Origin of the sequence: Streptomyces sp. NPDC087845, assembly GCF_044742755.1 — a bacterium.
Lineage (GTDB): Bacteria > Actinomycetota > Actinomycetes > Streptomycetales > Streptomycetaceae > Streptomyces.
Window position 1 is genome coordinate 39184 of record NZ_JBIUVC010000011.1, and the last position, 22455, is coordinate 61638.

The 22455-nt window shown below is 70.3% G+C and carries 20 protein-coding genes, 1 tRNA gene and 1 pseudogene; 14 read left to right on the top strand and 8 right to left on the bottom strand.

Going from position 1 to position 22455, the window contains the following annotated elements; translation table 11 throughout:
- Positions 1 to 22 precede the first annotated feature (22 nt).
- Both ACIOMQ_RS26755 and uppS read left to right on the top strand, forming a co-directional pair.
- On the top strand, positions 23 to 1189 hold the full coding sequence (locus ACIOMQ_RS26755; protein WP_362208271.1) for an acyl-CoA dehydrogenase family protein: 1167 nt from the start codon (positions 23 to 25) through the stop codon (positions 1187 to 1189).
- 277 nt (positions 1190 to 1466) lie between these two features.
- On the top strand, positions 1467 to 2243 hold the full coding sequence (gene uppS, locus ACIOMQ_RS26760; RefSeq protein ID WP_401268177.1) for a polyprenyl diphosphate synthase: 777 nt from the start codon (positions 1467 to 1469) through the stop codon (positions 2241 to 2243).
- A gap of 158 nt (positions 2244 to 2401) precedes the next feature.
- On the opposite strand, the gene ACIOMQ_RS26765 is transcribed toward uppS, so the two are convergent.
- Entirely contained in the window at positions 2402 to 2641 is a 240-nt protein-coding gene (locus tag ACIOMQ_RS26765) for a hypothetical protein (protein WP_401268180.1), read from the bottom strand.
- A gap of 467 nt (positions 2642 to 3108) precedes the next feature.
- A complete protein-coding gene (locus ACIOMQ_RS26770; RefSeq protein WP_401268182.1) occupies positions 3109 to 3888 on the bottom strand; it encodes a GntR family transcriptional regulator in 780 nt (259 codons plus the stop codon).
- A gap of 58 nt (positions 3889 to 3946) precedes the next feature.
- Here ACIOMQ_RS26770 and ACIOMQ_RS26775 point away from each other — a divergent pair, with 58 nt between their 5' ends.
- The 6 genes and pseudogenes from ACIOMQ_RS26775 to ACIOMQ_RS26800 all read left to right on the top strand — a co-directional run bounded on the left by ACIOMQ_RS26775 (position 3947) and on the right by ACIOMQ_RS26800 (position 8462).
- Positions 3947 to 4363 carry an NUDIX hydrolase gene (locus tag ACIOMQ_RS26775; RefSeq protein WP_401268185.1) on the top strand — a complete coding sequence of 139 codons (417 nt, stop codon included), beginning with the start codon at positions 3947 to 3949 and terminating at the stop codon, positions 4361 to 4363.
- A 202-nt stretch (positions 4364 to 4565) separates the two neighbouring features.
- Positions 4566 to 4733: a hypothetical protein gene (locus tag ACIOMQ_RS26780; RefSeq protein WP_401268188.1), complete on the top strand. Its 168-nt coding sequence runs from the start codon at positions 4566 to 4568 to the stop codon at positions 4731 to 4733.
- Positions 4734 to 4954: 221 nt separating this feature from the next.
- Complete coding sequence (locus tag ACIOMQ_RS26785) at positions 4955 to 6928, top strand: Ig-like domain repeat protein (protein WP_402190703.1); 1974 nt, start codon at positions 4955 to 4957, stop codon at positions 6926 to 6928.
- Positions 6929 to 7007: 79 nt separating this feature from the next.
- Positions 7008 to 7130: pseudogene (locus ACIOMQ_RS26790) on the top strand (GNAT family N-acetyltransferase); the annotation flags it as partial.
- Positions 7127 to 7486 carry a hypothetical protein gene (locus tag ACIOMQ_RS26795; RefSeq protein ID WP_402190706.1) on the top strand — a complete coding sequence of 120 codons (360 nt, stop codon included), beginning with the start codon at positions 7127 to 7129 and terminating at the stop codon, positions 7484 to 7486. The pseudogene ACIOMQ_RS26790 and the gene ACIOMQ_RS26795, both read left to right, overlap by 4 nt.
- Before the next feature lie 109 nt (positions 7487 to 7595).
- A complete protein-coding gene (locus ACIOMQ_RS26800) occupies positions 7596 to 8462 on the top strand; it encodes a siderophore-interacting protein (protein WP_401268197.1) in 867 nt (288 codons plus the stop codon).
- A 94-nt stretch (positions 8463 to 8556) separates the two neighbouring features.
- Here ACIOMQ_RS26800 and ACIOMQ_RS26805 read toward each other — a convergent pair whose 3' ends face one another.
- Entirely contained in the window at positions 8557 to 10191 is a 1635-nt protein-coding gene (locus ACIOMQ_RS26805; RefSeq protein WP_362208259.1) for a beta-N-acetylhexosaminidase, read from the bottom strand.
- Positions 10192 to 10322: 131 nt separating this feature from the next.
- Here ACIOMQ_RS26805 and ACIOMQ_RS26810 point away from each other — a divergent pair, with 131 nt between their 5' ends.
- The 3 genes from ACIOMQ_RS26810 (at position 10323) to glmS (ending at position 13544) form a co-directional block, all read left to right on the top strand.
- A complete protein-coding gene (locus tag ACIOMQ_RS26810) occupies positions 10323 to 11225 on the top strand; it encodes a DUF4429 domain-containing protein (RefSeq protein ID WP_402190709.1) in 903 nt (300 codons plus the stop codon).
- Between the two features lie 170 nt (positions 11226 to 11395).
- Complete coding sequence (locus ACIOMQ_RS26815) at positions 11396 to 11671, top strand: hypothetical protein (RefSeq protein WP_072489218.1); 276 nt, start codon at positions 11396 to 11398, stop codon at positions 11669 to 11671.
- Positions 11672 to 11714: 43 nt separating this feature from the next.
- On the top strand, positions 11715 to 13544 hold the full coding sequence (gene glmS, locus ACIOMQ_RS26820) for a glutamine--fructose-6-phosphate transaminase (isomerizing) (protein WP_362208255.1): 1830 nt from the start codon (positions 11715 to 11717) through the stop codon (positions 13542 to 13544).
- 444 nt (positions 13545 to 13988) lie between these two features.
- On the opposite strand, the gene ACIOMQ_RS26825 is transcribed toward glmS, so the two are convergent.
- Positions 13989 to 14510 carry a universal stress protein gene (locus ACIOMQ_RS26825; protein WP_362208252.1) on the bottom strand — a complete coding sequence of 174 codons (522 nt, stop codon included), beginning with the start codon at positions 14508 to 14510 and terminating at the stop codon, positions 13989 to 13991.
- A gap of 982 nt (positions 14511 to 15492) precedes the next feature.
- Here ACIOMQ_RS26825 and ACIOMQ_RS26830 point away from each other — a divergent pair.
- The 3 genes from ACIOMQ_RS26830 (at position 15493) to ACIOMQ_RS26840 (ending at position 17533) form a co-directional block, all read left to right on the top strand.
- A complete protein-coding gene (locus tag ACIOMQ_RS26830) occupies positions 15493 to 16722 on the top strand; it encodes a helix-turn-helix domain-containing protein (RefSeq protein ID WP_362208249.1) in 1230 nt (409 codons plus the stop codon).
- 9 nt (positions 16723 to 16731) lie between these two features.
- A complete protein-coding gene (gene orn, locus ACIOMQ_RS26835) occupies positions 16732 to 17334 on the top strand; it encodes an oligoribonuclease (RefSeq protein WP_362208246.1) in 603 nt (200 codons plus the stop codon).
- 126 nt (positions 17335 to 17460) lie between these two features.
- Positions 17461 to 17533, top strand: a tRNA-His gene (locus ACIOMQ_RS26840).
- A gap of 80 nt (positions 17534 to 17613) precedes the next feature.
- Here the strand turns inward: ACIOMQ_RS26840 and ACIOMQ_RS26845 are convergent.
- The 4 genes from ACIOMQ_RS26845 to ACIOMQ_RS26860 all read right to left on the bottom strand — a co-directional run bounded on the left by ACIOMQ_RS26845 (position 17614) and on the right by ACIOMQ_RS26860 (position 22421).
- A complete protein-coding gene (locus ACIOMQ_RS26845; RefSeq protein ID WP_362208243.1) occupies positions 17614 to 18645 on the bottom strand; it encodes a LacI family DNA-binding transcriptional regulator in 1032 nt (343 codons plus the stop codon).
- Positions 18646 to 18902: 257 nt separating this feature from the next.
- The gene (locus ACIOMQ_RS26850) at positions 18903 to 20366 is read right to left on the bottom strand and encodes a GH1 family beta-glucosidase (protein ID WP_401268207.1); all 1464 of its coding nucleotides are present in this window, start codon (positions 20364 to 20366) and stop codon (positions 18903 to 18905) included.
- A 123-nt stretch (positions 20367 to 20489) separates the two neighbouring features.
- On the bottom strand, positions 20490 to 21407 hold the full coding sequence (locus ACIOMQ_RS26855; protein ID WP_401268210.1) for a carbohydrate ABC transporter permease: 918 nt from the start codon (positions 21405 to 21407) through the stop codon (positions 20490 to 20492).
- Between the two features lie 15 nt (positions 21408 to 21422).
- A complete protein-coding gene (locus tag ACIOMQ_RS26860; RefSeq protein ID WP_402190711.1) occupies positions 21423 to 22421 on the bottom strand; it encodes a carbohydrate ABC transporter permease in 999 nt (332 codons plus the stop codon).
- Positions 22422 to 22455: the final 34 nt, after the last annotated feature.

The following is a 22455-nucleotide window of genomic DNA, read 5'->3' on the forward strand; positions in this document are numbered from 1 at the left end:
CCCACAAGGAGTGACACCTGCCATGTCCCTGGACCACCGGCTGACCGCCGAGCACGAGGAACTGCGTCGCACCGTCGAGGAGTTCGCGCACGATGTGATCGCCCCGAAGATCGGCGACTTCTACGAGCGCCATGAGTTCCCGTACGAGATCGTGCGGGAGATGGGGCGGATGGGCCTGTTCGGGCTGCCGTTCCCCGAGGAGTACGGCGGCATGGGCGGCGACTACCTCGCCCTCGGGATCGCCCTGGAGGAGCTGGCCCGGGTCGACTCGTCCGTGGCGATCACCCTGGAGGCCGGGGTCTCGCTCGGCGCGATGCCGGTCTACCACTTCGGTACGGAGGAGCAGAAGCGGCAGTGGCTGCCGAAGCTCTGCTCGGGCGAGGCGCTCGGCGCGTTCGGCCTGACCGAGCCGGACGCCGGCTCGGACGCGGGCGGCACCCGGACGACGGCGGTGCGCGACGAGGCGACGGGCGAGTGGGTGATCAACGGCTCCAAGTGCTTCATCACCAACTCCGGTACGGACATCACCGAACTGGTCACGGTCACGGCGGTGACCGGCCACAAGGCGAACGGCGCCCCGCTGATCTCCTGCATCATCGTGCCGTCCGGCACCCCCGGCTTCACGGTCGCCGCCCCGTACTCCAAGGTCGGCTGGAACGCCTCGGACACCCGCGAGCTGTCCTTCACCGACGTCCGCGTCCCGCTGGAGAACCTGCTGGGCCAGGAGGGCCGCGGCTACGCCCAGTTCCTGCGCATCCTCGACGAGGGCCGGATCGCCATCGCCGCCCTGGCCACGGGCCTGGCGCAGGGCTGCGTCGACGAGTCGGTGAAGTACGCCAAGGAGCGCCACGCCTTCGGCAGGCCGATCGGCGCGAACCAGGCCATCCAGTTCAAGCTCGCGGACATGGAGATGCGGGCCCACATGGCCCGTACCGGCTGGCGCGACGCGGCGTCGCGCCTGGTGACGGGCGAACCGTTCAAGAAGGAGGCGGCGATCGCGAAGCTGTACTCGTCGACGGTCGCGGTCGACAACGCCCGCGAGGCGACCCAGATCCACGGCGGCTACGGCTTCATGAACGAGTACCCGGTGGCCCGGATGTGGCGCGACTCCAAGATCCTGGAGATCGGCGAGGGCACGAGCGAGGTGCAGCGGATGCTGATCGCCAGGGAGTTGGGGCTGCCGGCCTGACGTTTCGCGGCGGTACGGGGCGGGTCCGGGTTGCGGGCCCGCCCCGTCCGGCTTTCCGGACCGCTTTCCGGGCCGCCTTCCGGACCGCCTTCCGGACCGCCTTCCGGGCCGCCTTTCGGACCGCCTTCCGGACCGCCTTCCGGACCGCCTTCCGGACCGCCTCGGTCGTGCGGGAGAGCGTCCCGGTGATCCGCCGGGCGGATTTCGGGTCGGGGGAGGTTCCGGCCCGAGGAAGGGCCTAGCGTGGCCCGTGGCCCGTACATACCGAAGGGACACCATGCAGCTGACCGCACCTTTCTACCCCTTGTACGCGGGACGCCTGCGCCGTCAGGTCATGCGCGGACAGATCCCTGGGCACATCGGGCTGATCATGGACGGCAACCGTCGCTGGGCCCGCCAAGTGGGCCTGTCCAGCCCGAGCCTGGGGCACAAGTACGGGGCCGAGCACGTGGCGGACGTCCTGTCGTGGTGCGAGAATCTCGGCATCCGGCACGTCACCGTGTTCGTCTGCTCGACGGAGAACCTCGGCCGTCGCGGCGACGGCGAAGTGTCCTACCTGATGGATCTGATCGAGCGGGTCGTCACCGACGAACTGGCCCGCCCCGATGCCCGTTGGCAAGTCCACGTCGCCGGAACGCTCGACGTACTCCCCGCCCACACCGCAGAGGCCCTCAAGAGCGCGGTCGAGGCCACCCGCGCATGCACCACCGGCGCCCATGTCACCCTGGCCATCGGCTACGGCGGGCGTCAGGAAGTCATCGACGCGTTGCGCGACCTGCTGCAGGAACGCTCCGCGGCCGGGCAGTCGTTGCGCGAACTGGCGGACAGCCTGACGGTGGACGACCTCACCAGGCATCTGTACACGGCCGGGCGGCCGGACCCGGACCTCATCATCCGCACCAGCGGCGAACAGCGGATGTCCAACTTCCTGTTGTGGCAGAGCGCCTACTCCGAGCTGTACTTCTGCGAGGCGTACTGGCCTGCCTTCCGCGAGATCGACTTTCTCCGGGCCCTGCGCAGCTACTCCGCCCGCCGACGCCGCAGTGACCCGTAAAGGATTCGACGCAGCACCGGGCGTTCCGGGAGGTTCCGTCGAGATGCGGGCCGCCGCCCGGCACCTCGCCTTCGCCGGACTCGGCACCCGGACGGCGATCTCGTCCGCCACGACCGACAACCCGCGCCCGCGCCCGCGGGAAGGAGTGGCCAGGCCGGTCACCTGGCCAAACCCTTGCACCGCAGCCGATGCAGCGCGCCGATCGCCCGCAACTGCCGCCGCTCGTACGCGGTACCCGGCCGCACCGAGGCCGAACGGCTCTGCCAAGTGAGGCCGGTGGGGCGCGACAGACTCACCAGCGGACCGACGAGGCCGTCCACCACGCCCACCATGTCGTGGGCCCGGTCGAAGACGACCATGCCCATGCAGAGCGCCGACGAGACCGGCCGGGGCGTCATTCCCCAGGCTCCGGCGGAACATAATCGGGGCACAGAGAGTGCCCGCATTCGCACGGCGGCCAGCGAAGAGCGGCACCGGGCACGAGGTCCGCACCATCCCCGCCGGGTTCGGGGTTCGGAACGATGAGGGCGCCGTCCGTACCAAGTTCGTCTGTCAGCCGGGACAGAGCCCGTCGCGCCTTACTGCTGCCTGTCATTCCGGCATCCTTTTCAGTCCGTGAGGTACGCGCGTCATGAGCTCGGCCGTCACCGGGGCGTACAGCCGAGGTACGGGGTCAGGCACCAGGCGCCCGGAACCTCTGAGGTGAGCCACAGCTTCCGGCTCGCTCAGGCTGCCGCGGTCTCAGCAGACCAGAGGCTCCTTCACTCATGTACATGAGTTACGAGAACAGAATGCCCAACTCCTGCACATGAGTCAACCTCCGCGCGAGTGAGTCCATCACGGCGACCGCACAACTGACCGACCTTCAGTCTCCGGCCGGGATGCGGTAGTCGAGTACGAACTGTTCAGCGGCCATGACCGTTTCGCACACCTCCACAACGCGGCCCGACTCCGCCAAGGCGCCACGCGTGAGGTGGAGGATGGGAGAACCGGGGCTGAGACTCAGCGCGACAGTCTCCTGTTTGGTGGCAAGGCGGGCACGGACCGTCTCAATGAACTCCGCCAGTACGTGCCCGTGTTCCTCCAAGCGCGCATAGATGCCGCCGCCGCCCGGATTCTCCGCGAACAGCTCCGGAATGTCCTTCGCGATGTCCCACGGAAGGTAGGAGGTCGCCTCCTCCGTGGGCGTACCGTCGCTGAAATACAGACGGCGGCGCGAGAGGACCCGGCTGCCCGGAGGCACACCCAGCCGTTCCGCGATGCCGCTCGGCACTTCGACAGGCCCGACGAACAGCACCGCCACCGTCGGGGCTCTGCCCGCCTGTTCGGTCTCGGCGATGTACGCGGCCTTCCCCGCTCTACGGTGCGAACGGCGGAACCGGTCCGAGGATTTTCGGAGCACCGGCGGCCGGCTCTTCACGAACGAGCCCTTGCCGTGATGCGTATCGATCAGACCCATCGGCCTCAGTTCCGCGACCGCTCTACGTGCGGTTCCCTGCGAGACCGCGTAGCGGGCCATCAGCACCGATTCGCTGGGCATCTTGTCCCCGGGCGCCAGCACACCAGCCCTGATCTGCTGCGCCAGATCCTCAGCGATCTGCAGGTACCGAGGCTTGCCGGAGTCCCTGGGGGCTGTGGTCACCATGTTCTTCCGTTCCTCCTATGCTCCTATACATAAGCACGCTATCCAGGAAGGTATACGCATGGCGCTCCACTCGGTCTCCGTGGCCGGCATCGTCGTCCGCGAGGACGGCCGGGTCCTGGTGATCCGCCGGGCGGACAACGGAGCTTGGGAAGCGCCGGGCGGTGTACTGGAGGTCGATGAGCGGCCGGAGGACGGCGTCTGCCGCGAGGTCCTGGAGGAGACCGGGGTAAAGGTCGCCCCCGTGCGCCTGAGCGGCGTCTACAAGAACATGGAACGCGGGATCGTGGCCCTGGTTTTCCTGTGCCGTCCGGTCGGAGGCGAGGAACGAACCTCGCCCGAGTCGGCAGATGTCCGCTGGTTCACTCGCGAAGAGGTCCGGAGCCGGATGCTTGAGGCGTACTCGGTCCGCGTACTCGACGCGTTCGACCACGGCGCCCCGCCCGTACGCTCACACGACGGACGCCGACTGGTGTAGGTCCTCGAACTCGGCAGTCCTCGTCCCGACCGGGACTGGAAGGGGAGATCGGTGAGCACAGATTCGTTCGAGGTACCGGCTGTACGACAACAGTCGCACCCGGCAGTCTCTGCACAGGCGTGGGCCGACGCCCGGCTCCTCTGGGACCACCACCTGATGCACCACGACCCCCGCCCCTGCGTCCATCCAGGACGACCGACTGGTGATCGACATGCTCGTCGGCGCGCTGCTACGCCTGATGATCTACCCGGCCCAGGGCTTCATGGTCGCCGACGCCGTTCCCGACGAGGTGACGGCAGCGTACGAGCGGCTGTGCCACGCGGGCTTCACAAGCCGGCTCGTCGCGGGCGGCGCGGGGACGGGCCGCTGAGTCCGGCGCCCCGGGAACAACGCGGCTCCGCCGCGGAGTTCGTCCGGCGCGGCTCCCCCGACCCCGCACACATATCCCGTCCCACCTGTCACCGCCATGACATACCCTTCACAACAGCGGCCGCGCCCTGCACACCGTCTTCACACAGTGGTGTCCGGATGTCGCGCGGCCGACTCGTCACCCGGCCCATCCGCCGGGTTTCACTGTGGGGGTACATCAACGTGCGTACGCGCACCGTGTCGACCGCGCTCGCGGTCCTCTTCAGCTCGACGGCACTGGCCGTCGGCACCACGGGGTCGGCCATGGCCGACTCCGCCAAGGCCCTGCCGATCTCCTCGTACGGCGACATGACCGTGGACGGCGTCCACAAGCGGGTCTACATCAGCGATCCGAGCGGCAACAAGGTCGTCGTCACCGACTACGCGGGCAAGGTCGTGGCGACCGTCCCGAACCTTCCCGGCGTACAGGATCTGGCGATCGCGCCCGATTCCCGTTCCGTCTACGCGGCCGTTCCGGGCAGCGACGCCGTCGTGGCCATCGAGACGGCCACCTCGACGGCGGCCGCCCGGTACGGCACCGGTGAGAACACCCGGCCGCAGACGGTGGCGGTGGCGGGCGGCCGGGTCTGGTTCATGTACGGCGATCAGCCTTCGCACCACCTGGGCTCGTTCGACCCCGCGCAGGGCAGCCCGGAAGTCGCCCTCGACCAGCTTCCCGGCATCGGCTGGTACGACGCCCCCGAGCTGGAGTCCGCCGGGAACACCCTGGTGCTCGGCGTCCACGGCACCTGGTCCGGTCTGGCCGTGTACGACGTGTCGACGAGCACGCCCGTCCTGCGCAAGCAGGGCATGCCGTCCGGGGCCACGAACTACATGAACGACTTCGCGCTCAGCGCCGACGGCAAGAAGATCGTCGCCGCCTCGGGCGAGTCCCCCTACGCGGCGACCGCGATCAACACCGACGACCTCACCCGTACCGGTGGCTACCGCGTCGAGGCGGGCAACCCCGACTCCGCCGCGATCGCGCCGGACGGCACGGTCGCCGTGTCGTTGTACGCCCCGTACGACAAGGACATCTACGTCTTCAAGCCCGGGGCGACGGCGCCGTACCGCACGTACACGTACGCCCAGGGCACGGCGGGCGGCGACATCATCAGCTCCCGAGGACTGGCGTGGGCCCCCGACGGGACCAAGCTGTTCGCCGTCTCCGGGGGCTACGGCGGACCGTTCCTGCGGGTCCTCGACGACGCCACCAGGTTCCCGGTCAAGGCCACCGTCTCCGCGCCCGCCAAGGCGGCCCGCGCCAAGAAGCTCAACGTCACCGGCAAGCTGACCTCCGACAAGTCCTTCCCCGCGGGCTCGAAGGTCACCGTCACCCGGACCGACATCGACTCGCCCAAGGGCAAGTCGCTCGGCACGAAGACGGTCGGCTCGTCCGGTGCGTTCTCCTTCAGCGACACCCCGCCCGCCGGCGGCAACGTGACCTACACGGCGCGGTACGCGGGCGACGCCACGCACGCGCCCGCCTCGGGCAAGGACACGGTCGCCGTCTCGCGCACCACCACCTCCCTCAGCCTCAACCGCAACGGCGCCCTCTACTCCTACGGCGCCGACGTCTCCTTCACCGCCCACCTCGGCAAGACCTACAAGAACCGCACCGTCGAGATCTGGGCCGACCCCTTCGGCGCCGACAAGCCCAAGAAGCTGCTGAAGAAGGGCAAGGTCAACTCCAAGGGCAACCTGTCGGTCACGGTGGACATGACCCGTGACACCACGGTCACCGCGGTCTACGCGGGCGATGCCCGCTCGGGTTCCAAGACGGCGAAGTCGACCGCGTACGCCAAGGTGAAGGTCTCCACCTCCGTCTCCAAGCACTACAAGACGGGCAAGATCGGCTCCACGACGTACTACTGGTTCCACAAGAACACCGACCCGGTCCTCACGACGTCGATGACGTACTACAAGGGCCGCCAGCAGCGCTTCGGGATCCAGGTCTACTACCAGGGCCGGTGGTACGACGCGGACCCCGAGTACTTCGCGCTGGGCAGCAACGGCAAGTCCGTGGTCCGCCTCGAAGCCCCCGGCCAGTCCGGCATCCGCGCCCGGATGCGCTCCTCGTACATCAACGGCTCCTCGGGCGACAGCGTGAACTCGACGACGCACGGCGCGTGGAAGTACCTGTACTTCACGAAGTAGGCAGCAACAAGGAGCAGCACCGCACCGGCGCATGACGGAGAAGGGCCCCACCGGGGCCCTTCTCCCCGGGTGCGGCGCGGTACGGGGCGCGCCCGTCACCCTCCAGCGGCTGCGGCTGGACCGCGCCCGCTGGGAGGAGCACCGGGACGTCGACGTCACCGTGGAGGGGCTCGACGGCTGCCGGGAGGAGTTCGGGGCATGACGCTTCTGGTACACACCTTCGTCTACGACGAGCACGGCGGATCGCGTCTGCTCGACGACCCCGAGGACGGCAGCGACATGGCCGGGACCGAGGTCTGCCGGACCGCGTTGTGGGGATCGGACGCCGCGCGGGCGCTCGGCGCCCGGTTCCTCCCGGAGCCGGCCACCGGCGATCTGTACGTGGAGCCGGAGGACGTCGACGACTTCCTCGCCGAGTGCGCACTGCTGCACCGCAACGCCGCGGCGCTCGCCGGAGGCGGCGGCGACCGGCGGGACTACGTGGCGGCCCGGCTCGCCCACCTCACCCGCGCCGCCCTGCGGACCCGGACGGTGGGCGGCGGGGTCCTCGTCTGGTGAGTGGCGGGGAGGCCCCCTCGAACGCTCAATGAGGTTAGGCTAACCTTCCTTCGAACGTACCGGCGGCCGTTTCCCGGCTTCGCATCCGGTTCCTGGGAGGAGCCCCCGCATGACGACGTCCGTCGCACCCCCCGTCGCATCCCCCGCCGCCCCCTTCCGGTTCTTCGACCTGGCCGTCCTGCGGACCCGGCGGCTCGGGCCCACCATGCTCCGGGTCACCTTCGGCGGCCCGGGACTCGACGGCTTCGCGGCCGGGGGCCGCGATCAGAGCCTGTCGCTCTTCCTGCCGCACCCCGGCCAGCCGGAACCAGTCGTTCCGGTCGATGGGGACGGCGACTGGTTCACCGCCTGGCGCGCCCTTCCGGACGACATACGGGCCGTCATGCGCTCCTACACCGTGCGCGCCCGGCGCCGCGCACCCGACGGGTCGACCGAGATCGACATCGACTTCGCGCTGCACGGAGACGGCGGGCCCGCCTGCCGCTGGGCCGCCGCGGCCGCCCCCGGCGATCCGCTCAAGGCGCTGGGCCCGGCCGTCGAGGACAACACCGCCGTCCGCTTCCGCCCTCCGCGGGACACCGACTGGGTCCTGATCTGGGCCGACGAGACCGCACTGCCCGCCGCGGCCGCGGCACTGGAGTGGCTGCCGGCCGGCACGAAGGCCCGGGTCTGGCTGGAGGTCCAGCACACCGAGGACCGCCAGGCCCTCAACACCGCCGCCAAGGCCCGGATCACCTGGCTCGTGCGGAACGAGGGCGCACCCGCCGCCCTGGAGGCCGTCCGCGCGGCCGAGCTGCCCGAGGGGACGCCGTACGTCTGGATCGCGGGCGAGTCGTCACAGGTACGCGCGCTGCGCCGCCACCTCGTCCAGGAACGCCGATTCGACCGCGGGCGCGTGACGTTCGTCGGGTACTGGCGTCGCGGGCTGAACGAGGAGCAGCTGCGCGAGGCGGCGGCGGCCGACGCGGGCGAGTAGACCGGCGCTCGGCCGCGCGCGGGCGGGCACCGGACCTGCGGGGCCCGTCCGGCGGCCGGCCGCGCGGGCGGGCACCGGTCGGGCCCCGCTCACCTCACTGGGCGGACCAGGGAACCTGCGGCGCCCGGTAGTAGGAGATGCCGAGCGCGGAGAACCGCGGCCCCTGCGCACCGAGCCGCACCTTGTACGCGTCCCAGTCGTGCGTGGACGCGGGGGACCAGCCCAGCTCCGCCACTCCCGGCAGCCTCGGGAAGGCCATCTGCTCGATCTCGTCGCTGTCGGTCAGGGTCTCCGACCAGAGCGGCGCCTCGACGCCGAGGATCGAGCGCTCCGGGGCGCCGTCCAGGTAGGTCGCCGGGTCCCAGTCGTAGGAGCGCTGGACGGAGACGTAACCGGCCCAGGCCAGGCCCAACTTGGTGTCCTTGTCGTACTTCATGTCGAGGTAGCTCCGGTCGGCCGGGGACAGCACCAGCTTCGTGCCGTTCACGGCGGCGTCCACCACCTGCTTGCGCTCGGCCGCGCCCGTCCGGTCGTAACCCCAGTACTGGGCGACCGCGCCCTTGACCGGCGTGGCCCCGGTCAGCTGGTGCCAGCCGATCACGGTCTTGCCGTGCCTGCCGACGACGGCCTGCGCCTTGTTCATGAAGGCCACGTAGTCCGCGTGGCTGGTGGAGTGCGCCTCGTCGCCGCCGATGTGCAGGTACGCGCCGGGGGTGAGCGCGGCCAGCTCGCGGACCACGTCGTCCACGAAGTGGTACGTGACGGACTTCGGGACGCAGAGCGAGCTGAAGCCGACGGCCGTGCCGGTGTAGAGCGGCGGCGCGACGCCGTCGCAGTTCAGCTCCGCGTACGAGGCGAGCGCCGCGTTGGTGTGGCCGGGCAGGTCGATCTCCGGCACGACCTCCAGATAGCGGGAGGAGGCGTACCGGACGATCTCCTTGTAGTCGTTCTTCGTGTAGTAGCCGCCGGCTCCCCCGCCGACCTCCGTCTGCCCGCCGTAGGTGGCGAGGCGCGGCCAGGAGTCGATGGCGATCCGCCAGCCCTGGTCGTCGGAGAGGTGCAGGTGGAGCTTGTTCATCTTGTAGAGGGCGAGCTGGTCGATGTAGCGCTTGACCTCTGCGACGGAGAAGAAGTGCCGGGAGACATCCAGCATCGCGCTGCGGTAGGCGTAGCGGGGCGCGTCCTTCACCGTGCCGCCCGCGATTTTCCAGGGGCCCTTCTGGCGGCTTTTCTTCTCCACGTGTGCCGGGAGCAGCTGGCGCAGTGTCTGGACGCCGTGGAAGAGCCCCGCCGGGGCGCGCGCGGTGAGGGTGACGGAGCCGGGGCCCGACTTCAGGGTGTAGCCCTCGGCGCCCGACCCGCTGTGGCGGGGGTCGAGCCGGAGCCGGATGCCGTCGCCGCCGCGGCCGGTGACCGGCAGGGCGTAGCCGGTGGACGGGCGCAGCACGCCCGCCAGGTAGTCGCCGACCCGCCGGGCCTCGCGGGAGTCGTCCTCGACGCGGATCCTGGTGTCCGCGGTGATGGTGTACGGGGAGCCGCCGGGCTTCGCCTCGGCGGGGGCGGGCAGTATCTGCCCGAGCGGACGGGGTGAGGGGGCTGCGGCCGGGCTGCGGCTCGCCGCATGGCCTTCCGGCGCCGCGCCGACACCGGAGATACCGGCCGCCGCGACGAGCAGCAGCGAGCCGAGGAGACGGGGAAGGGCGGTGCGCTGTGTCCTGTGCAGTCTCACAAGCCGGGTCCTTTTCGACGGGTTCACACCTGTGGATCTCCTGACCGAGCCATCACCATGCGTATCGCCTGCCTCACACATGGTCAAGGCGTAGACCACTTCCCCGTTCTGCGGCTGCGAGAATCTGGCTCATGGCGGAAATAATCCAGCGCGACGGAACGTGGACCTTCGACGGCGAGACGGTGCGGATCGTGCCGGGGCGGGGCAAGGGCACCCATCCCCTCCGGCAGGAACTGGGCGAGCGCGCCGTCCCGCTGCGGGCGCTGGCGGGCATCGCCTTCGAACCGGACCGCCGGGGCGGCCGGCTGCGACTGCGGCTGCGCGACGGCGCCTGCCCGGTCCTGCGCGCCGCCGACGGCCGGCTCAAGGACGCCGCGGATCCGTACCAGCTGGCCGTGGAAAAGGACCGCGGTGGCGTAGCGGAGTACTTCGCCGAGGAGGTGCGCGGCGCCCTGCTGATCGAACAGGTGCCCGCCGGTCCGGTGGACGGCTTCCTGTTGCCCGGTCCCGTGGTGCCGGTCGCCGGGGGCGGCGGGGACGGCACGGCCTCGTTCGACGGGGAGACCATCCGCCTCACCTGGAACTGGAAGGCCAGTGAGGCCAAGAGTTCGGGCGGCCCGGTCGCCTTCCCGGTGTCGGAGGTGACCGGAGTGCACTGGCTGCCCGCCATCGGCCTGGAGAACGGGCACCTGCGCTTCGTACGGGGCGGGGACCGGGCGTCGGCCCCGGCACCGGCGGCGGAGTTCGACCCGTACGCGCTGGATCTGTGGGGGCTGTCCAAGAAGGAGTACACGGCGGTGCTGGTGGCGGCGGCGGTGCTGGTCCGGCTGCCGGACACGGCGGAGGCGCGGACGGGGGCGGAACCGGTCGCAAAGGCCGCGGGCGCCCGGCCTGCGGAGATCGCCCCGCCGCCCGCCGAGGACCACGACGCGCTGCTGCGCCGGCTGCGGGAGCTGGGCGAGCTGCGGCAGGCGGGGATACTCACCGACGAGGAGTTCGCCGCCGCCAAGCAGGCCGTCCTGAAGCGCTTCTAAGGGCTGTCCCGTAATCCACGCCCGCCAGGGGTGGCGGGACAGCCCTTAGGCGCGCCCGAAGACCGTCCCGGATCGCTTCCGGGCCCGCCCGAGAGCCTCATCACACCCCCGCCTGCCCGATATCGGGCAGAATTGTTGCGTAAGTGCCCCGTTCACCGCAATATCAACGAGTGCTCGAACGCCGCCCGTCACATGACGACCTCATCGACCACCTGGTGCGCAGCACCGCGCTCCAGCGCGGTGAAGCCGCCCGGGTGATCCTCGACGTGCTGGCGTACTTCGACGAGACGACCGACGACTTCGTCCGCCGCCGCCACCGCGAACTGCAGTCCGGCGGCCTGGTGAACGCGGAGATCTTCGAGCGGATCGCGGCCGAGCTGCCGCACCGGGCGGTCGCGCCGCCGGAGCTGTCGCTCCGCCAGCTGCGACGCATCGTCTACGGCTGAGCAACGGGCACTACAGGTACGTCGATGGAGGGGCAGAGACTCTATGTGCGGAATCGTCGGATACATCGGGAAGCGTGATGTGGCACCGCTGCTGCTGGAAGGGCTGCAGCGGCTGGAGTACCGGGGTTACGACTCCGCGGGCATCGTCATCACCGGCAAGGCGTCGGCCGGGAAGCCCGCCGCCCTGAAGATGGTCAAGGCGAAGGGCCGGGTCCGCGAGCTGGAGGCCCGCGTTCCCAAGCGCTTCACCGGCACCACCGGTATCGCCCACACCCGCTGGGCCACCCACGGCGCCCCGAGCGACGAGAACGCGCACCCGCACCTGGACGCCGAGAACAAGGTCGCCGTCGTCCACAACGGCATCATCGACAACGCCTCCGAGCTCCGTGCGAAGCTCGTCGCCGACGGTGTCGTCTTCCTCTCCGAGACCGACACCGAGGTGCTGGTCCACCTGATCGCCCGCGCCCAGGCGGAGACCCTGGAGGAGAAGGTCCGCGAGGCGCTGCGCTCGGTCGAGGGCACGTACGGCATCGCCGTCCTGCACGCCGACTTCAACGACCGCATCGTGGTCGCCCGCAACGGCTCCCCGGTCGTCCTCGGCATCGGCGAGAAGGAGATGTTCGTCGCCTCCGACGTCGCCGCGCTGGTCGCCCACACCCGCCAGGTCGTCACGCTCGACGACGGCGAGATGGCCACCCTCAAGGCCGACGACTTCCGTACGTACACGACGGAGGGCTCGTCCACGACGGCCACGCCGACCACGGTGGAGTGGGAGGCCGAGTCGTACGACATGGGCGGCCACGACACGTACATGCACAAGGAGATCTCCGAGCAGGCCGACGCCGTCGACCGGGTGCTGCGCGGCCGGATCGACGACCGGTTCGCCACCGTGCACCTGGGCGGCCTCAACCTGGACGCCCGCGAGGCGCGCGGGGTACGCCGGATCAAGATCCTGGGCTGCGGCACCTCGTACCACGCGGGCCAGATCGGCGCGCAGCTGATCGAGGAGCTGGCCCGCATCCCCGCGGACGCCGAGCCCGCCTCCGAGTTCCGCTACCGCAACCCGGTCGTCGACCCGGACACCCTGTACGTCGCGGTCTCCCAGTCCGGTGAGACGTACGACGTGCTGGCCGCCGTCCAGGAGCTCAAGCGCAAGGGCGCCCGGGTGCTCGGTGTCGTCAACGTGGTGGGCTCGGCGATCGCCCGTGAGGCCGATGGCGGTACGTACGTCCACGCCGGCCCCGAGGTCTGCGTCGTCTCCACCAAGTGCTTCACCAACACGGTGGTCGCGTTCGCGCTGCTCGCCCTGCACCTGGGCCGGATCCGGGATCTGTCGGTCGCCGACGGCAAGCGGATCATCGAGGGGCTGCGCAGGCTGCCCGCCCAGATCAGCGAGATCCTGGCGAACGAGGACGAGATCAAGAAGATGGCCGCGGAGTACGCGGACGCCAAGTCGATGATGTTCATCGGCCGGGTCCGCGGCTACCCCGTCGCCCGTGAGGCCTCGCTGAAGCTCAAGGAGGTTTCGTACATCCACGCGGAGGCGTACCCCGCGTCCGAGTTGAAGCACGGGCCGCTGGCGCTGATCGAGCCCGCGATGCCGACGGTCGCGATCGTGCCGGACGACGACCTGCTGGAGAAGAACCGCGCCGCGATGGAGGAGATCAAGGCCCGCAGCGGCCGCATCCTCGCCGTCGCCCACCAGGTGCAGGAGAAGGCCGACCACACCATCGTCGTGCCGAAGAACGAGAACGAGCTGGACCCGATCCTGATGGGCATCCCGCTCCAGCTCTTCGCGTACCACACGGCCCTGGCCATGGGCCGCGACATCGACAAGCCCCGCAACCTGGCGAAGTCCGTCACCGTCGAGTAGGGCCCGGCCGGCAGAGCGGCCCCGCACCCACCACCGTGGGTACGGGGCCGCTCCCGTACGGGGCCGGTGGCCGATGCCCGGGAGCAGCGGCATGTGCGCCCCGGCGAACAGGGCGATACCGCGGGCGGGACGGCGTCGGCCGCCGTCGCATCGTCCACGCCCCCGGTGTGACCGATACCGAACGCCAACAGGGCGATTCGCGGGGCGAGATGGCCGACGACAGAGGTGCCGCGCTCCCGCAGAGACGTCGTCGTGCACGGAGGGCTCTCTTCACATGCGGTGGCTCCGCTTCCTCATGCCCCTTATGCACGCTTCACAAGCGCGCAATCCACCTCTGCGCCTCAGCGGATTGCCGGTTTCCACAGACGAGTTGACGCCATGTCGACCGCGCGGGTCCACCCCGGCGACAGGGGTGACGACAGGGGTGGACGGAACGGGGGCCGCTCAGGGGATGACGACGACCGGACGCTGCGCGCGGCGCGCGAGGCGCCCCGCCACCGAGCCGAAGATGCGGCCGACGATGCCGTGCGTGGAACCGACGACGATGGCGTCGGCCGAGTACTCCCGGCCGACCTCCTCCAGCTCGTGGCAGATGTCCCCGCCGCGCTCGACGAGCACCCAGGGGACCTCGGAGAGGTAGTCCGCGCAGGCGAGCTCCAGGCCGAGCACCTCGGTGCGGTGATCGGGCACGTCGACGAAGACGGGCGGCTCGCAGCCTGCCCAGACGGTGGTCGGCAGCCGATTGGCGACGTGGACGATGATCAGACCGGAGCCCGATCTTCGGGCCATCCCGATGGCGTACGCGAGGGCGCGCTCACTGGATGTCGAGCCGTCGAAGCCGACCACCACCCCATGGCGGAAGGCCGGATCGCAGGAATGACGTGTTTCTTCGGCCGCCTGCGGGCCCGACATGGGGTCGGCTACCTGCTTGCGGTCGGCGGGTTCGGGGATTTCGTGACCGGCCATCGGTGTCTCGGCGAAGAGAGTCCTCGTGAGGAGAGCGACGTGGGGAAGGTGCGTCAGCGGGCGGTGTTGCGGTGTCCGGGAATCATCTTCCCAACCCCTTACCCCCAAGGGTACGGCGCCACTCCTCCACTGCCCAGACCCGCGCAAAGCGCGCGCGACGTTTCACGGAGCATGCCCGAGGCGGACCCGTATGGCAATGCCGGTTGCGCTGTACATCGACGCCGAAGGGGCGAGATAGCTCCCCTGCGTGACCGAAGGGACCGTTTCCGTGACTGCCCGCACCCCGCTGCGAACCGCCCCGGAACCCCCGCAGAACGCCCGGGAAGCCGTCGCGGAACGACCGCGCTCCGGAGCGGCCGCCGCTTCCCCTCCGACCGTCGGCGCGACGATCCGTCCCCCGGGAGTCACGCCGCACCCGTCCCGGCCCGTCCGCCCCGTCCGCGGCCCTCCACCCGGCCGACGGACCGATACCGGCCCGCCGGTCGGGATCCGGCTGCCGCCGACGCCGGCGCACCGGTCCTCGCGATCGGCCGCCCGACCTGCTCAGGGGGCGCAAAGAAGCAGTCGTTCATCGGGGTTGTGCGCCGGTCCACTGACTGAATCACGTACGCACAACCATCTATTTTCAGCCAACTTCACACCCCTGTCGCTTCCTTGCCGAATTGGCCGATCAACCCCCTTGCCACCAGGCAGGAAGAGACCGCGCGGTACGCTTCCACCCGACGGGGACGGGCCATCAAGGCGAGGCGCACTTCCCTGCGCGGCCGCTGAGTGAAACCCTTCGTGATCGAATGCTTCCCGCCAAGTTGCCTTGTCGACATAACGCCGGTTGGTGAACTTGTCACGACGGCGTCGTGGGACGCAGTAGATTCGATCTTGGGTATCGAAGACGGGGGTCTCGTGCAGGACCGAGGGGAAAAGTGCAGGAGCGACAGGCCCGTAAGGACCAGGGAGACGCGAACACCGAGGGGGGCTTAGCGTCATGAGCCAGGACTCCGCCGCCGCAACGGAGGCTGTACGGAAGCTCAGTGGACGACGACGACGGGAAGTCGTCGCCGTGCTGCTGTTCAGCGGCGGCCCCATCTTCGAGAGCTCGATCCCGCTCTCCGTGTTCGGAATCGACCGACAGGACGCGGGAGTTCCGCGGTACCGACTCCTCGTCTGCGGCGGGGAAGAGGGACCGCTGCGGACCACCGGGGGACTCGAACTCACCGCGCCCTACGGGCTGGAGGCGATCAGCAGGGCCGGCACCGTCGTGGTGCCCGCCTGGCGTTCGATCACCTCGCCACCGCCCGCGGAGGCACTGGACGCGCTGCGCCGCGCCCATGAGGAAGGGGCCCGCATCGTCGGGCTGTGCACCGGGGCGTTCGTGCTCGCCGCGGCAGGTCTGCTGGACGGCCGCCCGGCGACCACGCACTGGATGTACGCACCGACGCTGGCCAAGCGATATCCGTCGGTGCACGTCGATCCGCGCGAGCTCTTCGTCGACGACGGCGACGTGCTCACCTCCGCGGGTACGGCGGCCGGGATCGACCTCTGTCTGCACATAGTCCGCACGGACCACGGCACGGAGGCCGCCGGGGCACTGGCCCGCCGGCTCGTCGTGCCGTCGCGGCGCAGTGGCGGCCAGGAGCGCTATCTCGACAGGTCTTTACCCGAGGAGATCGGCTCCGACCCGCTCGCCGAGGTCGTGGCCTGGGCACTGGAGCATCTCCACGAGCAGTTCGACGTGGAGACGCTGGCCGCGCGCGCCTACATGAGCAGGCGGACCTTCGACCGCAGGTTCCGCTCGCTCACCGGCAGCGCACCGCTCCAGTGGCTCATCACCCAGCGGGTGCTGCAGGCGCAGCGGCTGCTGGAGACGTCCGAGCACTCGGTCGACGAGGTCGCGGGCCGCTGCGGCTTCCGCTCGCCGGTCGCGCTGCGCGGACACTTCCGGCGCCAGCTGGGCTCCTCCCCCGCCGCGTACCGGGCCGCCTACCGGGCCCGCCGTCCGCAGAGTGGCGGCGTGGAGCCCCTCTCCCCGGGGATCGATCCGATCGTGCCGGCCCAGGGCTCCTCGGCGGGCCGGCGGGCCGCGGCCACCGCGTCGGGTCCCCCCGTCTTCACGTCGGCGGCGGTCGGGGCGGGGCACCCGGAGCACGGGAAACCGGGCCCCGACGTGTACGCCGCCGGACGCCCGACCCTGCCGGGTCAACGGAGTGCCCCGTAGGCTGGGGCCATGAACGACCGCATGGTGTGGATCGACTGCGAGATGACCGGGCTCTCGTTGACGGAAGACGCACTCATCGAGGTGGCCGCACTGGTCACCGACTCGGAGTTGAACGTGCTCGGCGAAGGGGTGGACATCGTGATCCGCCCGCCGGACGCGGCCCTGGAGACGATGCCCGAGGTGGTGCGCCAGATGCACACCACCTCGGGTCTCCTCGACGAGCTGGCCCGGGGCACCACCCTGGCCGACGCCGAGGCCCAGGTGCTGGCCTACGTCCGCGAGCACGTGAAGGAGCCCGGCAAGGCCCCGCTCTGCGGAAACTCGGTCTCCACCGACCGCGGCTTCCTGGCGCGGGACATGGCCGCCCTGGAGGGCTACCTCCACTACCGGATCGTCGATGTGTCCTCGATCAAGGAGCTGGCGCGCCGCTGGTACCCGAGGGCGTACTTCAACAGTCCGGCCAAGAACGGCAACCACCGGGCACTCGCGGACATCCGTGACTCCATCACGGAGCTGCGCTACTACCGCGAGGCGGTCTTCGTGCCGCAGCCCGGTCCGGACTCGGAGCACGCCAAGGCGATCGCGGCACGCGTCGCGCCGCCCACGCCGTAGGAGTGTGTGAAGCCGCTGGTCATGGGCCTTTCGGGGGTTGTGGTCAGCGGCGGAACAATGGGGGCGCGAGCACCCTCTCGGACCCTGTACACTTTTTCTCGGCCGGTCAGAAAAAGACCGGGCGTGGTGGGTATAGCTCAGATGGTAGAGCACCTGGTTGTGGTCCAGGATGTCGCGGGTTCGAGTCCCGTTACTCACCCTGAAGGGAAGGGCCCCGGTCGATGACCGGGGCCCTTCTCGTGTCTGAGCCACCCTCACCGGGCGGTCGTGTGACGGCCGTCACGAGGAGTCGCGGACGACCAGTTCCGTGGGGAGCACGATCTGCGGACGTTCCTGGTTCTCGCCCGCGATCTCCTGGAGCAGGACGCGGGCCATCGTGCGGCCCATCTCCTCGATCGGCTGGCGCACGCTGGTGAGCGCCGGGTCCATGTGACGGGCCACGGCCGAGTCGTCGAAGCCGATCAGGGCCACGTCGTCCGGGATGCGCCGGCCTGCCTCACGGAGCACCTGGCGGGCTCCCGCGGCCATCACGTCGGAGGCGGCGAAGACCGCGTCGACATCGGGGCGGCGGGCCAGCAGGTCACGCATGGCCTGTGCACCGCCCTCCTCGCTGAAGTCGGCCGGCGCGATCAGCTGCTCGTCCGGTCCGAGACCGGCCGCAGCGACCGCCTCGCGGTAGCCGTCGAGGCGGCGCCGCGCACCGTAGACGTCAAGGCGCCCGGTGATCGTCGCGATGGAGCGGCGGCCCCGGGAGATCAGATGGCCGACCGCGGCACGGGCACCCCCGAAATTGTCGGAGTCGACGGCGGCGAGCGGCTCGGAGGCGGACCTGCGGCCGCTCATCACGGCCGGCATGCCGAGCTGCTCCAGCAGGTCCGGCAGCGGGTCGTCGGCATGGACGGAGACCAGCAGCACGCCGTCGACGCGGTGCGCGGTCAGGTACTGGGCCAGCCGCCGGCGCTCGCGGTCGCTGCCGACGAGAGTAAGCAGCAGCTGCATGTCGGTGTCGGCGAGCGCCGCGCCGACACCGCGGACGATGTCGGAGAAGTACGGCTCGGCGAAGAAGCGGGTCTCCGGCTCGGGCACGACCAGGGCTACGGCGTCGGTGCGGTTCCCGGCGAGCGCGCGGGCCGCGCGATTGGGTACGTAACCCAGTTCGGCGACGGCCGCCTCCACCGCTTCACGGGTCTGCGCGCTGACCCGCGGGGATCCGTTGATGACCCGCGAGGCCGTACCGCGCCCCACCCCCGCCCGTGCCGCGACCTCTTCGAGCGTGGGCCGCCCGCCGCTCCGTACTCGCGCTGCCGTCATGGCTGCCTCCCGTTCGCGGTCAATTTCTCACAGTCGGATAACCGAACCAAGTCCTGGTGTGGGATCCCCCGACCCTCGTCCGGGCCCGGCGGCCTCGCCGGGTCCATAGTATGGGAGCGCTCCCAAACCGTGAGGTGCCGGCCCTCGGTTCCGTGGGCCGCGGCCCGGACGGGGACGACGGAGACCCGGCGCGACGGGCGGCCGGGTCTCAGGGGTCGTACAGGGGGGCGTACAGGACCGTGCGGGGTGTGCGGGGTTCAGGCGGGGTCGGTGACCGGGGGCAGTGCGTGGCGGCGGATGACGTCGGCGTACCAGTGGGCGCTCGCCTTGGGGATACGGCGCTGGGTGGCGTAGTCGACGTAGACGGCACCGAAGCGCTTCGAGTACCCGTACGCCCACTCGAAGTTGTCCATCAGGGACCAGAGGAAGTAGCCGCGCACGTCCGCGCCGTCGGCCACGGCCCGCTGGACGGCTTCGAGGTGGCCACGCAGGTACTCGACCCGCTCGGGGTCCTCCACCAGGCCCTCGGGCGAGACGTAGTCGTCGAAGGCCGCACCGTTCTCGGTGACCATCAGCGGCAGGTCCGGGTGGTCCCGGGAGACGTCGAGGAGCAGGTTGTACAGCCCGTCGGGGTCGATCGCCCAGTTCATCGCGGTGCGCTTCCTGCCCTCGGCGAGGTGGAAGGCGACGTGCTCGGAGCCGGGCCACGGGGAGTGGTCGCTGTTGCCGTGGCCGTCGTCGCGCGAGTCGCCGGAACCGTCCGCGGGCGTGGAGACCAGCGTCGGCGTGTAGTAGTTGACGCCCAGGACGTCGATCGGACGGGAGATGGCGGCCAGGTCGCCGTCCTGGACCAGCTCCGACCAGTTCACCAGGTGCGCGGTGTCGGCGATCAGGTCCTCGGGGTACGCGCCGCGCAGCATCGGGCCGGTGAAGATCCGGTTGCCCACCGCGTCGATCCGGCGGGCGGCGTCCGCGTCGGCCGCACTGTCGGTCAGCGGGCGGACCTGGTGGAGGTTGAGGGTGACCGAGGTCTGCGCGGCGGCGGGGAGCCGGTCGCGCAGGATCCCGACCGCCCGGCCGTGGGCGAGGTTGAGGTGGTGGGCCGCGCGCAGGGCGGAGGCCGGCTCGGTGCGGCCGGGGGCGTGCACGCCGGAGCCGTATCCGAGAAAGGCCGAGCACCACGGTTCGTTGAAGGTGGTCCAGGTGGAGACGCGGTCGCCGAGGGCGTCGGCCATGATGGCGGCGTAGTCGGCGAACCGCTCGGCGGTCACCCGCTGGGGCCAGCCGCCGGCGTCCTCCAACTCCTGGGGCAGGTCCCAGTGGTAGAGGGTGGCGACGGGCGCGACACCGGCTTCGAGGAGCTCGTCGACGAGCCTGCGGTAGAAGTCCAGTCCGCGTTCGACGGCGGGGCCGCGGCCGGTGGGCTGCACCCGGGACCAGGAGACGGAGAAGCGGTAGGCCCTCAGGCCGAGTTGCTTCATCAGCGCCACGTCGTCGCGGTAGCGGTGGTAGTGGTCGGCGGCGATGTCTCCGGTGTCACCGTTGCGGACCTTGCCCGGAGTGCGGCTGAAGGTGTCCCAGATGGAGGGGGTGCGGCCGTCCTCGGCCGCGGCGCCCTCGACCTGGTAGGCGGCGGTGGCCGCCCCCCAGACGAAACCGGTCGGAAAGTCCGCTGCCTCGGGCGCCTGCTTCGGGGCGATGTCAGGTCGTACAGCAGTCATGCGGGAGCGCTCCCAGGAATGGACGAACAGGGGCAGGTAGGGGGTGTGGCTCCGGGGCCCGTACGGCCCGCGGTCAGGGAATCAGGCCGTACGGGTGCCCGGGGAACGGCGGGTGACGCGGTGTCACCCCTTGACGGCGCCGGACATGATCCCGCCGACGATCTGCTTGCCGAAGATCACGAAGACGACGAGCAGCGGCAGCGTGCTGATCAAAGCGCCGGCCATCACGATGCTCTGGTCGGGGGTGTAGGAGGCGCTCAGCTGGCCGAGGGCCACCTGGAGCGTGGGATTCTGCTGGTTGAGGGCGAGGTAGGGCCAGAAGAAGTCGTTCCAGGCCTGTACGAAGGTGAGCATTCCCAGCACCATCATCGCGGGGCGGGCCACCGGGAGCACCACGCTCCGCACGATGCGGAAGTTGTTCGCGCCGTCGATCTTGGCGGCCTCGATGAGTTCGTAGGGCAGCGCCTCGGTCAGGTACTGCCGCATGAAGAACACCCCGAACGCGCTCACCAGGGTCGGGAAGATCACCGACTCCAGCTTTCCGCCCCAGCCGATGTCGGACATCATCATGAACAGCGGGACGACGCTGAGCTGCGGCGGGATCGTGAGCGTGGCGATGACCCCGGTCATCAGCGCACCCCGGCCGGTGAAGCGCATCTTGGCGAAGGCGTAGCCGGCCAGGGTGCAGAAGAAGAGCGTCGCCGCCGTGATGCAGCCGGAGACGACGACGCTGTTGACGATCGCCTTGCCGAGGTGCGCCTGGCTCCAGGCCGCGTCGAGGTTGTGCAGCAGCCGCCCGCCCGGCAGGAACGGCGGTGTGGTGGCGAGCACTTCGTCCTGGGTGTGGGACGCGGCCACGAGCGTCCAGTAGAGCGGCAGGAGCGAGCCGATGCCGACGACGGCCAGGGCGATGTAGGCGAACGGGCCGCCCTGCAGTTGCCGGCCCGCGCCCGGCCTGAAGCGGCTCGGGCGCCGCGCCGCCCGGTGGGGCGTGCTCGGGAGGCCGAGTTCCGGGGCTTTGGTGGGGCTGGTCATGGTCATGGAATTCGCTCCCGGTCAGACCGCGGATGTGCGTACGAAACGGCCGATGAGCCAGTTGACCGCGGCGATGATCAGCAGGAGGGCGAGCATCGCCCAGGCCACTGCGGCGGCCGGACCGAGGTGCCCGAGATTCCAGCCGTAGTTGTAGAGGTAGACGCTGAGCGTCTCGTACTGATTCTCGTTGCCGCCGGTGGCTCCTAGGGTGCCGCCCTCCAGCAGCAGCGGCTCACCGAACAGCTGCATGGAGCCGATGGTCGATATGACGATCGTGAAGAGGATCGTGGGCCGCAGCGAGGGGATGGTCACCTTGCGGAACTGCTGCCAGCGCGAGGCGCCGTCCAGCGAGGCGGCCTCGTACAGATCGGTCGGTACGGCCTGCATGGCGGCCAGGTAGATCAGGGTGTTGTAGCCCGTCCAGCGCCAGATCACGATGACGGAGATCGCGATCTTCGACGTCCAGTGGCCGTTGGCCCAGTTGGTGTCGCCGAGGCCGATGAAGTGCAGCGCCCAGTTCAGCAGGCCGCCGTCGGCCCGGAACACCAGGGCGAAGACGAGGGCCGCGGAGGCCACGGAGGTGGCGTACGGGGTGAGGACGACCGTCCTCCAGAACGTGCTGGCGCGCAACCGGTAGTTCAGCAGATGGGCCAGACCGAGCGCGACCAGCAGCTGCGGGACGGTGGACATGACCCCGATCAGGAAGGTGTTGCCGAGGGCCGTCCAGAACTCGGAGTCGTGCAGGATCTTGTCGAAGTTGTCCCAGCCGACCCACTCCATCCGGTCCAGGCCGGTCATCTCCACCCGGTGCAGGGCGATCCAACCGGTGTACAGCAGCGGATAGAGCCCGAAGGCACCGAAGACGAGGAAGAACGGGGCTATGTAGGCGTACGGCGATGCCTTGTCGTCGAACCGCCACAGCCGGCTCCGCCAGTTCTGCCGACGGGACCGGGCCGTCGTCTGCTGGGAACCGTCGGGCGGCGGGGCGTATGCGTCCCGGGTGGGAGTCGAGGTGGCCACGGGCGGGAGTCCTTCCCTGCGTTGCTGAGTTGGC